At 50.9% G+C, this 13559-nt stretch carries 14 protein-coding genes; 6 read left to right on the forward strand and 8 right to left on the reverse strand.

Annotation, left to right across the window (positions count from 1 at the left end):
- Positions 1-111 precede the first annotated feature (111 nt).
- The 3 genes from FH603_RS19410 to FH603_RS19420 form a co-directional block, all read right to left on the reverse strand.
- Positions 112-1482, reverse strand: a complete 1371-nt coding sequence (locus FH603_RS19410; protein ID WP_186739357.1) for a cytochrome P450 — start codon at positions 1480-1482, stop codon at positions 112-114.
- Between the two features lie 76 nt (positions 1483-1558).
- Entirely contained in the window at positions 1559-2425 is an 867-nt protein-coding gene (locus FH603_RS19415) for an SDR family oxidoreductase (RefSeq protein ID WP_186739358.1), read from the reverse strand.
- 90 nt (positions 2426-2515) lie between these two features.
- Entirely contained in the window at positions 2516-3370 is an 855-nt protein-coding gene (locus FH603_RS19420; RefSeq protein WP_186739359.1) for an SDR family oxidoreductase, read from the reverse strand.
- A gap of 134 nt (positions 3371-3504) precedes the next feature.
- Between FH603_RS19420 and FH603_RS19425 the strand changes: the two genes are divergently transcribed.
- The 3 genes from FH603_RS19425 to FH603_RS19435 are packed head-to-tail and all read left to right on the forward strand — an operon-like array spanning position 3505 to position 6075.
- The gene (locus FH603_RS19425; protein WP_186739360.1) at positions 3505-5238 is read left to right on the forward strand and encodes a GMC oxidoreductase; all 1734 of its coding nucleotides are present in this window, start codon (positions 3505-3507) and stop codon (positions 5236-5238) included.
- 14 nt (positions 5239-5252) lie between these two features.
- The gene (locus FH603_RS19430; RefSeq protein WP_186739361.1) at positions 5253-5597 is read left to right on the forward strand and encodes a hypothetical protein; all 345 of its coding nucleotides are present in this window, start codon (positions 5253-5255) and stop codon (positions 5595-5597) included.
- 19 nt (positions 5598-5616) lie between these two features.
- A complete protein-coding gene (locus FH603_RS19435; protein ID WP_186739362.1) occupies positions 5617-6075 on the forward strand; it encodes a GreA/GreB family elongation factor in 459 nt (152 codons plus the stop codon).
- A gap of 208 nt (positions 6076-6283) precedes the next feature.
- Here FH603_RS19435 and rplI read toward each other — a convergent pair whose 3' ends face one another.
- The 4 genes from rplI to FH603_RS19455 form a co-directional block, all read right to left on the reverse strand.
- Positions 6284-6727, reverse strand: coding sequence for a 50S ribosomal protein L9 (rplI, locus tag FH603_RS19440; RefSeq protein ID WP_186739363.1), 444 nt, complete (start codon positions 6725-6727; stop codon positions 6284-6286).
- A 97-nt stretch (positions 6728-6824) separates the two neighbouring features.
- Positions 6825-7076: a 30S ribosomal protein S18 gene (rpsR, locus tag FH603_RS19445; protein ID WP_018620831.1), complete on the reverse strand. Its 252-nt coding sequence runs from the start codon at positions 7074-7076 to the stop codon at positions 6825-6827.
- Between the two features lie 2 nt (positions 7077-7078).
- Complete coding sequence (rpsF, locus tag FH603_RS19450) at positions 7079-7453, reverse strand: 30S ribosomal protein S6 (RefSeq protein WP_186739364.1); 375 nt, start codon at positions 7451-7453, stop codon at positions 7079-7081.
- Positions 7454-7684: 231 nt separating this feature from the next.
- Positions 7685-8626 (reverse strand): hypothetical protein, encoded by a 942-nt coding sequence (locus FH603_RS19455; protein ID WP_186739393.1) that lies wholly within the window; start codon positions 8624-8626, stop codon positions 7685-7687.
- Between the two features lie 191 nt (positions 8627-8817).
- Between FH603_RS19455 and FH603_RS19460 the strand changes: the two genes are divergently transcribed.
- The 3 genes from FH603_RS19460 to FH603_RS19470 all read left to right on the forward strand — a co-directional run bounded on the left by FH603_RS19460 (position 8818) and on the right by FH603_RS19470 (position 11662).
- Positions 8818-9474 (forward strand): YggS family pyridoxal phosphate-dependent enzyme, encoded by a 657-nt coding sequence (locus FH603_RS19460; protein WP_186739365.1) that lies wholly within the window; start codon positions 8818-8820, stop codon positions 9472-9474.
- A 69-nt stretch (positions 9475-9543) separates the two neighbouring features.
- The gene (locus tag FH603_RS19465; RefSeq protein WP_186739366.1) at positions 9544-9921 is read left to right on the forward strand and encodes a DUF423 domain-containing protein; all 378 of its coding nucleotides are present in this window, start codon (positions 9544-9546) and stop codon (positions 9919-9921) included.
- Positions 9922-10060: 139 nt separating this feature from the next.
- On the forward strand, positions 10061-11662 hold the full coding sequence (locus FH603_RS19470; protein ID WP_186739367.1) for a peptide chain release factor 3: 1602 nt from the start codon (positions 10061-10063) through the stop codon (positions 11660-11662).
- Between the two features lie 92 nt (positions 11663-11754).
- Here the strand turns inward: FH603_RS19470 and FH603_RS19475 are convergent, their stop codons facing one another.
- On the reverse strand, positions 11755-13401 hold the full coding sequence (locus FH603_RS19475) for a SulP family inorganic anion transporter (protein ID WP_186739368.1): 1647 nt from the start codon (positions 13399-13401) through the stop codon (positions 11755-11757).
- Positions 13402-13559: the final 158 nt, after the last annotated feature.

Here is a 13559-nt window from a genome sequence, read left to right on the forward strand (position 1 = left end):
TCCGTTTCACGCACGAGGCTGGCGTGAGATCGTTAGTGGGTCATACTATTCAATTTGAGTGGCTCTGTGGAACGTTTGACAAGTTAAGTTCTTCGTAAAGTATAATTTCGTTTATTTTAAGTAAACACAAATAGGGTTTTTCGGCCGTAATGTAATCAACGGATGTGGGTTTATTCGCTGGTTGGGCACCGGGAAAATCGAAAAGGTCCGTACCAGCATCGCCAACAGGATCTGCATTTCCATTAGAGCAAATTGATTGCCAATACATAAACGGGGACCTCCCCCAAATGGTAAATACGCATACGAATGCCGGGATGGGAGGGTGCCGCTGGTATTTGGGGCAAACCGCTCCGGGTCGAACCGTTCGGGGTCAGGCCAGCTCGCGGGATCGCGGTGTAGCAGGTAAGGGCTTACTAATGCCGTTGAGCCGGCCGGAATGGTATGAGGGCCTATCGGGTCATCGGCTATGGCTAATCGGCTCATGATCCAGGCGGGCGGGTAAAGCCGTAACGATTCCTGAACGACCTGCATCGCATACGGTAAGGCCCTGAAAGCATCGGGTGGGGGTGTCCGCTTATCGCCAAGAACGGTTTTCGCTTCGGCCTGTAGCCGGGCCAGAACGGCCGGGTGCTCTGTCAGGAGATGCAGCGTCCAGGCCATGGAAACGGCGGTCGTTTCGTGGCCGGCTGCGAAGATAGTTACGCATTCGTCACGTAGCTGCTGATCCGACATGCGTTCGCCGGTATCTTCATCTTCTGTACCCTGAAGCATAGCCAGCAGATCATCCCGCTGGTCTGTATGGTCATTCCGACGTTGGTTGATGACTCCGTAAATGAACGAGTCAACGAGTTCGCCCGCGCGCCTGAAGCGTTGGTGAGCGGGCGTTGGCCACCGCATGGGAAACCGGATCGGTGATAACATCCGCTGGTTAGCCTGAAATTGCAAGGTGTCGAGGGCCATTGATAAACCATCGAGTTTGCCAATCACATCAGAGCCGAACAGGGTTTTGCAGACAATGCGCATCGTTACATCCATAAGTGCCTGCGATGCGTTGAGGGGCTGGCTGTGGTTGAGCTGCCTGAGATCATCGATCCAATCGGCGGTCTCGTCAACCATCGTCTGGGCCAGTGCTGCCAGGCGCTGCCGGTGAAAAGCAGGCTGTGCCAACCGCCGTTGCCGTCGCCAGAAGTCACCATCGCTGGTGAGCAGCCCGTTGCCCAGGAAGATCTTCAGCACGTTGAACGCCGGAGAACGAACATAATTTCGGTGATTCTCCTGGATAACGTGTCTGGCATCGTCAGGTTGAAGAACGAGATACTGGTGTCGGCCGCCAATACGCAGATGAACGATACGGTCATAGCGCTTTTGGAGGGTGTTCAGTATAGCCAGCGGATCGCGAAGAAAGGAAAGCGTATTTCCCAACATCGGCAGGCCGGGGTGTAAGGGAGCAGGGCGGGTAGGGGAGGAGTTGAGAGTTTCCATCAAAAAACGCTGGATAGTAGCCGTCGGCAATATGCAGACTAATCTACTATCCAGCGCTCAATAGTTGGTATCCTGTCTAGGAATTAATCACTTCACCTCCGTTGACATGGATGACCTGACCCGTAAAATACGAAGCATCTTCCGAAGCCAGAAAGACATAGGCCGGTGCTAGCTCTGCGGGTTGGCCGGGGCGTTCCATAGGCGTGTCCTTCCCAAATTTTTCTACTTCTTCCGGCGATTTGGTTGCTACGATCAACGGTGTCCAGATCGGTCCGGGTGCTACGGCATTGACGCGTATACCCCGGTCGACCAGGTTCTGCGAGAGCGAACGGGTAAAGGCGGTAACGGCTCCTTTAGTAGCGGCATAATCGATCAGCGCTTTGCTGCCGCGGTAAGACACCACGGATGTCGTATTGATGATGCAGTCATAAGCACCCATATGGGGCAGCAAGTTCTTTGTCAGGCGGAACATAGCCAGGATGTTCAGCTCGAACGTCTGGCGCATCTGCTCATCCGTTATATCGGTAAACTCGTGCTGTTCGACGTGATTGGCTGCGTTGTTCACCAACACGTTGACATGATGGTAGGTGCTGATGATCTTACCAACCGATTCCCGAATAAAAGAGAGGCTCTTCAGGTCGCCTGCCAGCAACAGACAGCGACGTCCTTCGGCTTCGATCAGTTCTTTGGTTTTCTGGGCATCCTGTTCCTCTCGTGGATGATAGATGAGCGCCAGATCGGCGCCTTCAAGAGCAAAATGCACCGCAACGGCCCGCCCAATGCCCGAGTCACCCCCGGTGATGACGGCAATTTTATCCTTCAGTTTTTCGGCCCCCTGGTAATTGTCCCGAATGTAAATCGGTTGCGGGTCCATTTCGTACTCCAGACCAGGCTGCGCATCCTGATGCTGCGGTTTGACGTCTATTTCAAAATCAGTTGTCATAACGATGTTAATTAGTCTGTAAAAGCTGTGTTGGATTATAGGGCCCTGTTGAGCTGACGCTCTGGAAACCAATAACACAGCAACGGTTTACTACGTATTTATGATCGTACCGCCATTAGGATGAAGTACCTGCCCGGTTATGTAAGAAGCATCTTCCGAAGCTAGAAAAACATAGGCAGGCCCTACCTCGCTGGGCTGGCCGGGTCGTTTCATGGGTACATCCTTGCCAAACGAAGGTATTTGCTTAGCCTCTACCGATGCGGGGTTGAGCGGTGTCCAGATCGGTCCGGGTGCCACGCCATTGACCCGAATACCTTTGGAAACCAGGTTACTCGACAAGGCCCGGGTAAACGTCATGATAGCGCCTTTTGTAGACGAATATTCGAGCAGATCGGCTCGGCCCTGATAGGCCGTGACGGAGGTCGTGTTAATAATCGAGTCCCCTTTCTGCATATGCGGAACCGCAGCTTTCGTGACCCGAAAGAAGGAGTAGATATTTGTCTCGTAAGTATCCAGCAAGTCCTCGTCAAGCGCTTCTTCGAGCGTTTTATGCGCCAGTTGAAGCCCCGCGTTATTCACCAGAATGTTTAGCTTGCCTAACTGCCGAACGGTCTCCTCCACAATATATTTGCAGTACGCTTCCTGTCGGATATCGCCCGGCAGCAACACGCAGCGCCTGCCTTCGGCTTCGACGAGTTCTTTGGTTTTCTGCGCGTCAACGTCTTCCCGATCCATGTAGGAAATGGCAACATCGGCACCTTCGCGGGCAAAGTGGACGGCTACTGACCGGCCAATGCCCGAGTCGCCACCGGTTATAAGCGCAACTTTATCCTTGAGTTTGTTGGCACCTTTGTAGAGGTGTCGGATTACCTTCGGCTGTGGATTGAGGTCTGCCTCGATTCCGGGTTGAGTATCCTGATGCTGAGGGGGAATTTTAGCTTCCATAACGTGGCTTTATTGTTTTATCTGTTTTGATAAGCCCAAAGCCGCGCCGGTTGTTTGTATAAATCTATTGAAATAGTAGATTTTTTGCCGCCTATAAATTAATACGTAATATCGTAATCCTAAAAACAAATAGCATGCATATCAATGGCGACGCCCGCAAGCAAAACACCTACGATGCTATTGTAATCGGTTCGGGAATTAGCGGAGGATGGGCGGCTAAAGATCTCTGTGAGAAGGGGTTGAAAACGCTCGTACTCGAACGTGGACGCGATGTCAAACACATTGTCGACTACCCAACGGCTACGCTCAATCCCTGGGAGTTCCCGCACCGCAACCGCATGCCGGAAGACTTTGACAAGGCAAATCCCATTGCAACGAAGTGTTATGCACTGGACGAAGCAACGGAGCAGTTTTTTGTCAAGGATGCCGAGCACCCCTACGTACAGGAGAAGCCCTTCGACTGGATCAAGGGCTACCAGGTAGGCGGGAAGTCGTTGATCTGGGCGCGGCAAACCCAGCGCTGGAGTAAATTCGATTTTGAAGCCAACGCCCGCGACGGGGCCGCCGTAGACTGGCCCATCCGTTACGAAGATGTAGCGCCCTGGTACAGCCACGTTGAAAAATTCGTGGGCATCAGTGGCAATAAAGACGGGCTGGAAACGCTGCCCGATGGCGAGTTCCTGAAGCCCTGGGAGCTAAACTGCGTAGAGAAACACATTCAGAAGCGCGTAGCCGACAGCTATAAAGACCGCCATGTAATCATTGGCCGGTGCGCCCACCTGACCGATCCGCAACAAATTCACTACGACCAGGGGAGGGCACAGTGTCAGGCACGGCATTTGTGCTACCGGGGTTGCCTGTACGGGGCATATTTCAGCAGTAATTCTTCGACCTTGCCGTGGGCTGCTAAAACGGGTAATCTCACCCTCCGGCCTGATTCGATCGTTCACTCCATTATTTACGACGAAGCCTCGGCCGGTACGTTAGGAAAGGGTGGCCGGGCTACGGGCGTTCGGGTGATTGATACGCATACCCGGCAACTAACGGAGTATTACGCGCGCATTATCTTTGTAAATGCGGCCTGCCTCAATACAAACCTGCTATTACTTCACTCGACTTCGCGCCGGTTTCCGAATGGATTGGGGAACGACAGCGGAACGCTCGGCCGGTACGTAGCCTTTCATAACTACCGTGGCAATATCACCGCTGACTATGAAGGATTCGAAGACGGGTACTATTACGGGCGTCGGCCTACTACTGCGTTCATGCCTAACTTTCGTAATGTCGATAAGCAGGAGGTGAATTTTCAGCGTGGTTATATGGTTGCGTTCAGTGCAGCCCGGTCGGGTTGGCAACGGGGAAATGCAGAGGATGGATTTGGGGCCGATTTTAAAAACAAGGTGACCGACCCCGGTGCATGGCATGTGTTTATGATGATGCAGGGTGAAACCGTACCCCGCTATGAAAATCATGTCCGGCTCAGTGCCGATCAAAAAGACCCATGGGGAATCCCTCAACTTATCACGTCTATTGGGTACACTAAGAATGATCTGGACATGATGAAGGACTTTCTGGAGCAGGGAGCCGACATGCTGGATAAGGCTGGATGTACGAACATCAACCCCTACGATGACCACCGCAATCCCGGTCTCGATATCCACGAGATGGGTGGCGTCCGGATGGGACGTGACCCAAAAACGTCCATGCTGAATGCCTATAACCAGATGCACAGCGTTAAGAACGTGTTCGTGACCGATGGTGCAGCCATGACATCGACGGGTACTCAGAATCCGTCCATTACCTTTATGGCTTTGACGGCCCGAGCGGTTAATTATGCCGTTGCGGAAATGAAAAAAAAGAATTTATAAGTTCATCAGATCGCATGACCAAATCTAAACTAACGCCCGAGGCTATGCTGGCCCGGTTGGCATTTTATCGTTCCCATGAGAAATTTCCTGATCCCGATTGGGTGAACCGGGAATTACCCGTGCCTAACGAAACAGGTCGGCAGAAAATGAACCAGGCTGTCAACGAATTCATCGATTTCCTGGTCGTACTCATTGAGCGTGGGGATACTGAACCCGAAGAGTTTAAAGAAAATATTCAGGGATACGTTGATGCCTGGGATGTGCTACACTACAGCACTGACGAGATCGACTTCATCATCGACGTGGAGTGCTCAATTATGCGCGTGGTGGGCGTCGACTGTAGCGAACTAGCCTTGTAGCCCATCATCCCAGAATAATATGACCAGTGATACCACCAAACAGGATCTATACAATCAGTGTGTGGACTATGTTCAGCAGCGGATTAATACGGCAAAGTTAGCTATGGAAGCCGCCCAGGAGTCGGCTAATTCAGAATCCAAGAGCAGTGCCGGCGATAAATACGAAACTGGTCGGGCTATGGCTCAACTGGAGCGGGATCGGCATGCTCAACTGCTGGCGCAGGCCCGTAAAATGGAACATGAATTAACCCGGCTCAACGTAGGAAAAGCGTATGAGACGGTTCAGCCGGGAAGTCTGGTAACGACCAACCGCGGTGTCTTTTTTATCAGCATTAGTGCCGGTAAGCTAGCCATTGCAGGTACTGATTACTTCGCCGTTTCTCCCGCTTCTCCTGTGGCCACGGCGCTATCAGGTCATAAGGTGGGCGACGCAGTGACGTTCAATACCGTTGTTTACCAGATCGTGTCAGTTTTTTAGCCTAGCCCTGCCAGTGGTCGCAGACCCTGGTAATGGCTTTTTCCGGCTTAAGGTCTCTTGTTGAAAAGCCACTATCCGGAAAAGCCACTATTAGAAAAAGCCACGACCAGGGTCTGCGACCACTGGCAGGGCTAAAACTAAAACAGTTCGGGTTCCTCTGAGTGATCAGAGGAACCCGAACTGTTTATTACAAAGGAGTAGGGCGCGATTAGTCGGCAGCTACAACTTCAAATTTCACTTTGTGCTTCACATCCTTGTGCAGGTCGAGCGATGCTTCGTAGTTACCAAGGGTCTTCACATCATCAACCGTAATTTTCTTCCGGTCGATATCGAAGCCTTTCTCACGCAGGGCGTCAGCTACCTGCGTGTTGGTTACGCGGCCGAAGATTTTGCCGCTGTCGCCCGCTTTCGCAGGAATCGTCAGCGTCATTTCGCCGATACCAGCAGCAATTGTTTGCGCTTCGGTTTTGATTTTTTCAGCTTTGTGAGCTGCCTGGCGAATGTTCTCTGCAACAATTTTCTTGTTAGAGTCGGTTGCCATTACAGCAAATCCCTGAGGAATCAGGTAGTTGCGACCGTAACCGGGCTTCACCGCGACGGTGTCGTTCTTATAGCCCAGGCCGGCAATATCGGTTTTTAAAATGATATCCATTTGTTAGAGTCGGAAAGGCAGTAAGTCGTAGAGTCAATAAGTGGCTGACGCGTAGGCAGCAAACACGCAATAACCCGCTGACGAACTGACTGATTAATTATTTCAGTGAATCGCCGACGTACGGCAGGATGGCTAAATGACGGGCGCGTTTGACGGCCTGGGCTACTTTGCGCTGGTTTTTCAAGGTGGTACCGGTTAACCGGCGGGGCAGAATTTTGCCCTGCTCGTTAAGCAGTTTCAGCAGGAAATTGCCGTCTTTGTAGTCAATGTATTTGATACCGGCTTTCTTGAAGCGGTCGTATTTCTTGCGGTTCTCGGTCTTCGAGACAGATTCGTTTTGCAGACTCATGATTACTTGGCCTCCCCGGCGTTTTCGGTTTGTTTTTTCTTGCCCACTAAGCCATTGCGCTTCCGGTCGTTGTACGACACGGCATGCTTGTCGAGCGAAATCGTCAGGTGACGGATGATACGCTCGTCACGGAGATACTCAGTGTTGAGTTTCTCAATGGTCGTGCCGGGGGCCTTAAACTCGAAGAGTTGGTAGTAACCCGTGTTTTTATGCTGAATTGGATAGGCTAGCTTGCGCAGGCCCATGTTTTCTTCGTGAACGAGTTCCGCACCGTTATCGGTCAGCACTTTGCGGAACTTGTCAACGGCGTCCTTCATCTGAATATCAGATAAAACGGGAGTTAAAATGAACACCGTTTCGTAGTTATTGGGAAACATGTACGTAATTGGTTTGAAATGAGGGCGCAAAGATAGTGAAAAAAGCGGCAAATGAAAAACGTTTAGGAGAAAAGGGAAGAAGGAGGAAAGGGAGGAGGGAGGAAGGGGAGGAGGAAAGAAGGAGGAAAGGGAGGAGGGAGGAGGGGGAGGAAGGGGTAGCCCCGTACAATTCCTTTGTTCCTTACTCCTTTCCTCCCTTTCCTCCTTACTCCTTTCCTCCCTCCTCCCTTTCTATTTCACTGTAAATTCTCCTTCACCAATTCGGAACCCTTCGCAGTATACCTCAATCGTATGCCGGCCTTGATTGAAACGTTTGCCGCCCCGCCCGTAAATGAAGTCGACCTGCTGGCGGCTATTATCGAATGGGAAACGTTGCATAGCCGTATAAATCATTCCCTGATTATTATACGAAAATTCGCCGGAGCCTGTTGCCATATCGGATATGACCGCACCACTGGGGTCCAGAATACGCAGGAACAGTTCTTTTTCGTCTTGTTTGGCTAACCCATTTGGCGATAATCGAACCGATATTTTAACTTTTTCAAGCTGCTTTGCCTTGTAGCTGCCGCCATCACGCTCCTTACCCCGGCCATTGATAGCATTGACCGTAACGCTTTCGGCCCGGAGTGCAGCGGCAATAGTTACCTTCTCGCTCAGTTCTTTATTTTTGGTAGAGACCGCCACTACCGAATCACTGAGCGTTTGCCGTTCGGCTTTCAGCCCTGTGTTTTCCTGCGCTAATACGTCGTTCTTTTTAACCAGAATTCCATTCTCTTCCTGAAGCTTGGCAATCTCCTCGTCCTTCTCGGTGAGCAGCGCCCGGTAGAAACGTACCTTCTGGTCATATCGTCGACGATCGAATGCGTTCACATTGCGCAGTTGCTGCTTATCGATATCCAGCTGCTTTTTAATTTTTAGCAGTGAGTCCACATTACCGCCGAGTTTTTGGATTTCGATGATCTTGCTATCCAGTTGGGTCGAGATCGAGTCGAGTTTTGTTTTGGTCGTCAGCACTTCTTCTGTCTTGGCGGCCAGAGTTGCATCTTTGGTTTTATTGTCCTGGCGTTCCTGGTACCAGAAATAGAGCAACATCACGTTCAGCGCAGCCAGAATAAGCAAAGCTGCCAGCAAATAGCTGCGGCTGTTGTTCTTTGTTTGAGGGCGTGGTTCCATGGGTGTCATTATGTGAGGCAGGGATTAAGGGGTAGAATTCGTCACCAAAACTAAAGCATTTGACGGTTTATTGCGTCAATAAGCCACATTTGATCGTTCAAGGCCAAAAACTACGGGTTTATGCAGAGTTATCAAGCCTATCTTTGCGCATTATTTATGAATGGTAGTTCGTAGAGTGCTGTTAAGAAGGTATGATTGCAGATATAATTCGCGGGATCGAGACTGAGTTAGGCGGCCGGGCGAAGCTGGTTGCCGTGACTAAAACCAAACCTGTTGCGCTCTTGCAAGAGGCTTATGACGCTGGTTGCCGGTTGTTTGGAGAGAACAAAGTGCAGGAAATGGCCGATAAACAGCCGCAACTGCCTGCCGATGTCCAGTGGCACCTGATTGGTCATTTACAAACGAACAAGGTCAAATATATTGCCTCTTTCGTGGCGCTTATCCACTCCGTCGATAGTCTTAAACTGTTGCAGGAAATCAACAAACAGGCGGCTAAGCACAACCGGGTCATAGACTGCCTGCTCCAGATATATATTGCCGATGAAGAAACCAAGTTTGGCCTCTCTGCCGATGAAGCCAAAGCCTTGCTCGATTCGCCCGAGCTTGAGTCACTAACGCACGTACGCCTTGTTGGGTTGATGGGTCTGGCCACTAACACGGACGATGAACAAAAGGTAAGACAGGAGTTTCGGGGGCTCAAACAATTGTATGATTCGCTGGCTGCCATTCAGCGACCAACGGTCCAATTTCGTGAACTTTCGATGGGAATGAGTGGCGACTACCGTATGGCCGTTGAGGAGGGCAGCACGCTGGTACGCGTGGGCAGCGCCATTTTCGGGAGTCGGTAATACCGGACGTCCACGTCTGGTTGTATGTATAGATAGACCGCCGGATGTGGACGTTCGGCCTGACAGACTATGAAATTTTTCATTCAGGCGGGAGCCATTCTCGGCCTTATCGGTGTAGCACTTGGTGCTTTTGGTGCCCACGCGCTGAAAAATATGCTGGACGAAACCGGTCGGACGGCTACGTTCGAGACGGCTGTTAAGTACCAGTTCTATCATGCGCTGGCCCTGGTGCTGGTGGGTATACTCCTCCAGTTGTTTGGCAGCAATCCAACAATAGCTAAGTTACTTGGCTGGTCGGGAAACTCGATGCTGATCGGTACGCTGATCTTTTCCGGATCGCTCTACGTTCTGTGCTTTACGGGAATTACCTGGCTGGGGGCTATTACGCCCATAGGTGGCGTAGCGATGATTGCGGGCTGGGCCCTGCTGTTCTGGGCTTTTTTATGAAGAGAGTAAGGGCAGGAAAGGGACGAGAGGGAGGAATGAGATTGAGCACAACGGCTCCTTAATCCCATTCCTCCCTCTCGTCCCTTTCCTCCCCTAATTCCCCCTTTTTTCGTATCTTTGTCGATTGATTCTGAGAATAATGCAAACGAACACACAAGCTGAAACCGCCCGTCGGCGGACTTTCGCTATCATCAGTCACCCGGATGCCGGTAAAACGACGCTGACAGAAAAGCTGCTGCTTTTTGGCGGAGCTATTCAAACTGCCGGGGCCGTTAAATCGAACAAAATCAAGAAGTCGGCTACCTCCGACTTTATGGAAATTGAAAAGCAGCGGGGTATCTCCGTCGCTACATCGGTGATGACGTTTGAGTACGATCATCTGAAGATAAACATTCTCGACACGCCTGGTCACAAAGATTTCGCTGAAGATACCTACCGAACACTAACCGCCGTCGACAGTGTTATTCTGGTAATCGATTGCGTAAAAGGGGTGGAGGAGCAGACCGAGCGCCTGATGGAAGTGTGTCGGATGCGCGATACGCCGGTGATCATCTTCATCAACAAAATGGACCGGGAAGGCCGCAACCCGTTCGACCTGCTGGATGAGCTTGAAGAGAAGCTAACCATCCGGGTCAGGCCAATGACGTGGCCCGTCAATATGGGGTCAGACTTTAAGGGGGTATATAGCCTTATCGAGAAAAAATTATATTTCTTTAAAGCCAATAAAACCAAAGTCGAAGCCGATGTGCTGCCGATCGATCTGGCCGACGATTTGCTCGACGAGAAGGTTGGTACACGGGATGCGGCCCAACTGCGGGAGGATGTAGAACTGATCGATGGTGTTTATGATGGCTTCGATCGGCAGGCTTATCTGGACGGTAAGCTGGCTCCCGTGTTTTTCGGTTCTGCGGTCAACAACTTTGGCGTTAAGGAGCTACTCGAAGGATTCTGCGGCATCTCGCCCGAGCCCATTGCCCGCCCAACCGATAAGCGCGAGGTATTACCGAGTGAGAAAAATTTCAGCGGGTTTATCTTTAAGATCCACGCCAACCTCGACCCTCGCCACCGCGACCGGATCGCCTTTCTGCGCATCTGCTCGGGGGTATTCGAACGGGGTAAGTTTTACCACCATACACGGCTGGACAAAAACGTGCGGTTCGCATCGCCATTCAGTTTTATGGCCGATAGCAAGAGCGTCGTAGAAGAAGGCTTCCCCGGTGATGTTGTGGGATTATATGACACCGGGACCTTTAAGATCGGAGATACGCTGACCGAAGGGGAGGAGCTTCAGTTTCAGGGCATCCCCAGTTTTTCGCCCGAAATTTTCAAGGAACTTGTCAATCTTGATCCGATGAAATCGAAGCAGCTGGACAAAGGTATTCAGCAGCTGACCGACGAAGGGGTGGCACAATTGTTTACGCTCGAACTGGGTAACCGTAAGTTTGTAGGAACGGTCGGTGAGCTACAGTTTGAAGTAATCCAGTACCGCCTGGAGAACGAGTACGGCGCCAAGTGCCGCTGGGTACCGCTGAACTATACGAAAGCATGCTGGATTACGGCGGAAAACCCGGCTAAACTCGCTGAATTCATTCGGCTCAAGGGCAACCAGATTGCGTATGACAAGGACAATAACGCGGTCTTTCTGGCCGAATCAGACTGGATGTTACGCATGAATGAGCAAAACAATCCCGATATACAGTTTCACCTGACGTCAGAATTTAAGGTCGAAACAGTTCGCTAGAAAGGTATAGGCTGTTCTAGAGAATCCCCCGTTATAGAAAAGGGCAAACGACTTGGTCGTTTGCCCTTTTCTATAACGGTTTAAAATTGTTCTTAAACCGGCTGACTAACCGATGATTTTACGACCGGTTTACGCCGTGCGGCCAGTGGGTGAGCCGAGAGTGGTTTATGTTCATCGAGGTTGATCACGTCGAACCTGCCCCCGGCCAACTGAAAATCATGTTCGTAATTATGCAGATTTTCCATGACAGTATGGTCAACGTAACGAGCATGATGAAGATCGACGGTTACGTGCTGGCCTGCTTGCTGGGGAATTGTATCCAGCTGTTTTTTGATGCTCAGGTAGTTGGTAAATACTGCTGCGCCCTTAATAGTCAGCGTATGTGTATCGCCAACAGAAACTAATTCCTGTTGTGGATTGAACAGGTATTTGACCGGTAGCCCCAGTACAAGCTGAATGGCGAATTCGGTTAATATACCAACCCCGATACCAACCAGCAGGTCGGTGGCCAGCGTAGCGATGATCGTTACCACAAAAACGATCAACTGCTCAGGTCCTATCTCATACATGTGTCGGAATTCTTTTGGATTCGCCAAGCGAAAACCAACAGCGATCAGGATGGCGGCCAAAGCGGCTACAGGAACCAGCTTGATCAGGGGAACAAGGGCTACCACGAAAATCAGCAGGAAGGCACCATGGAAAAAGTTGGCCCAGCGTGTTTTGCCGCTGTTGGAAAGGTTGGCCGACGAGCGGGCCACTTCCGAGATCATCGGTAAACCGCCCAGGATACCCGACATCGTATTGCCGATCCCGACAGCTGTCAGGTCTTTACTCAGGTTCGATTTCCGTTTGTAGGGATCGAGCAGGTCGATGGCTTTGCCGGTTAGCAGCGACTCCAGGCTGCCAATAAGCGCGAACATGGCAACGTACTTCAGGGCAGTGGGTAATTGATCGCCCCACCAGGCATCAAAATTCACATTGAGACCCAGTGTAAATTCGCCGGGGGTTACCAGTGGCTTAATGTTTCCATACTGGTGAACGTCGGAAAGGTGAAAAATCAGTCCAAGTACAACGGCAACGACTAAAGCGATTAAAGCAGGTGGTATTTTCTTAACTATTTTGTTCTTGATCATTGGCATACCGAACAGAATAATCAGACTAACTACTCCAATCAGAGCGATGTGCCATTCCATGTGCATCAGGCTATGAGGCACCATTTCAATAAGTTCGACTGGTTCTTTTCCTTTCAATTCGCTGGGTGCAGTACCAACAGCCAGGTGAAGCTGCTTCGACATGATGATTATGCCAATGGCCGCCAGCATACCATGAACGGCCGCTAACGGGAAAAAGTCGGCCAGCTTGGCTACTTTCAGCAGGCCCAGAACGATCTGTATGACACCGGCAACAACAATGACGCCCAAGGCCAGATGCCAGCCCAGCGTCATATCACCCCGCCCTAATTCATCAACACAACCAGCAACGATAACGATAAGTCCAGCAGCAGGTCCTTTTATGGTGGGTTCAGATCCGGCAAAGAAGGCGACGACAAGACCGCCAATAATGGCCGTCAGAACACCCATGATGGGAGGGAAATTACTGGCTCCCGCAATGCCCAGGCTCAAAGGCAACGCAATGAGTGACACTAAAAAGCCCGATAACAAGTCGGATTGCCAGTTTTGCTTCAAGCCCGCTAGCCCTGTTGCTGGCTGACGGGTAGCTGATGTATGTTGAACCTGCATGTGGTGGTGGTGTCAAGGTTAGAGCAGGGTACAAATAACCTTTCAGGGCAGGTTGAGACAATTAGGAGATCATTAAATGGAAATTAAAAGTTGATTAACGAGGCCGTAAAGCCACTTTTGGTGGTATTGAACGGTGTCCTGCTACCTTTTTTAATCCG

Source organism: Spirosoma utsteinense, from assembly GCF_014282275.1.
Taxonomy (GTDB): domain Bacteria; phylum Bacteroidota; class Bacteroidia; order Cytophagales; family Spirosomataceae; genus Spirosoma; species Spirosoma utsteinense.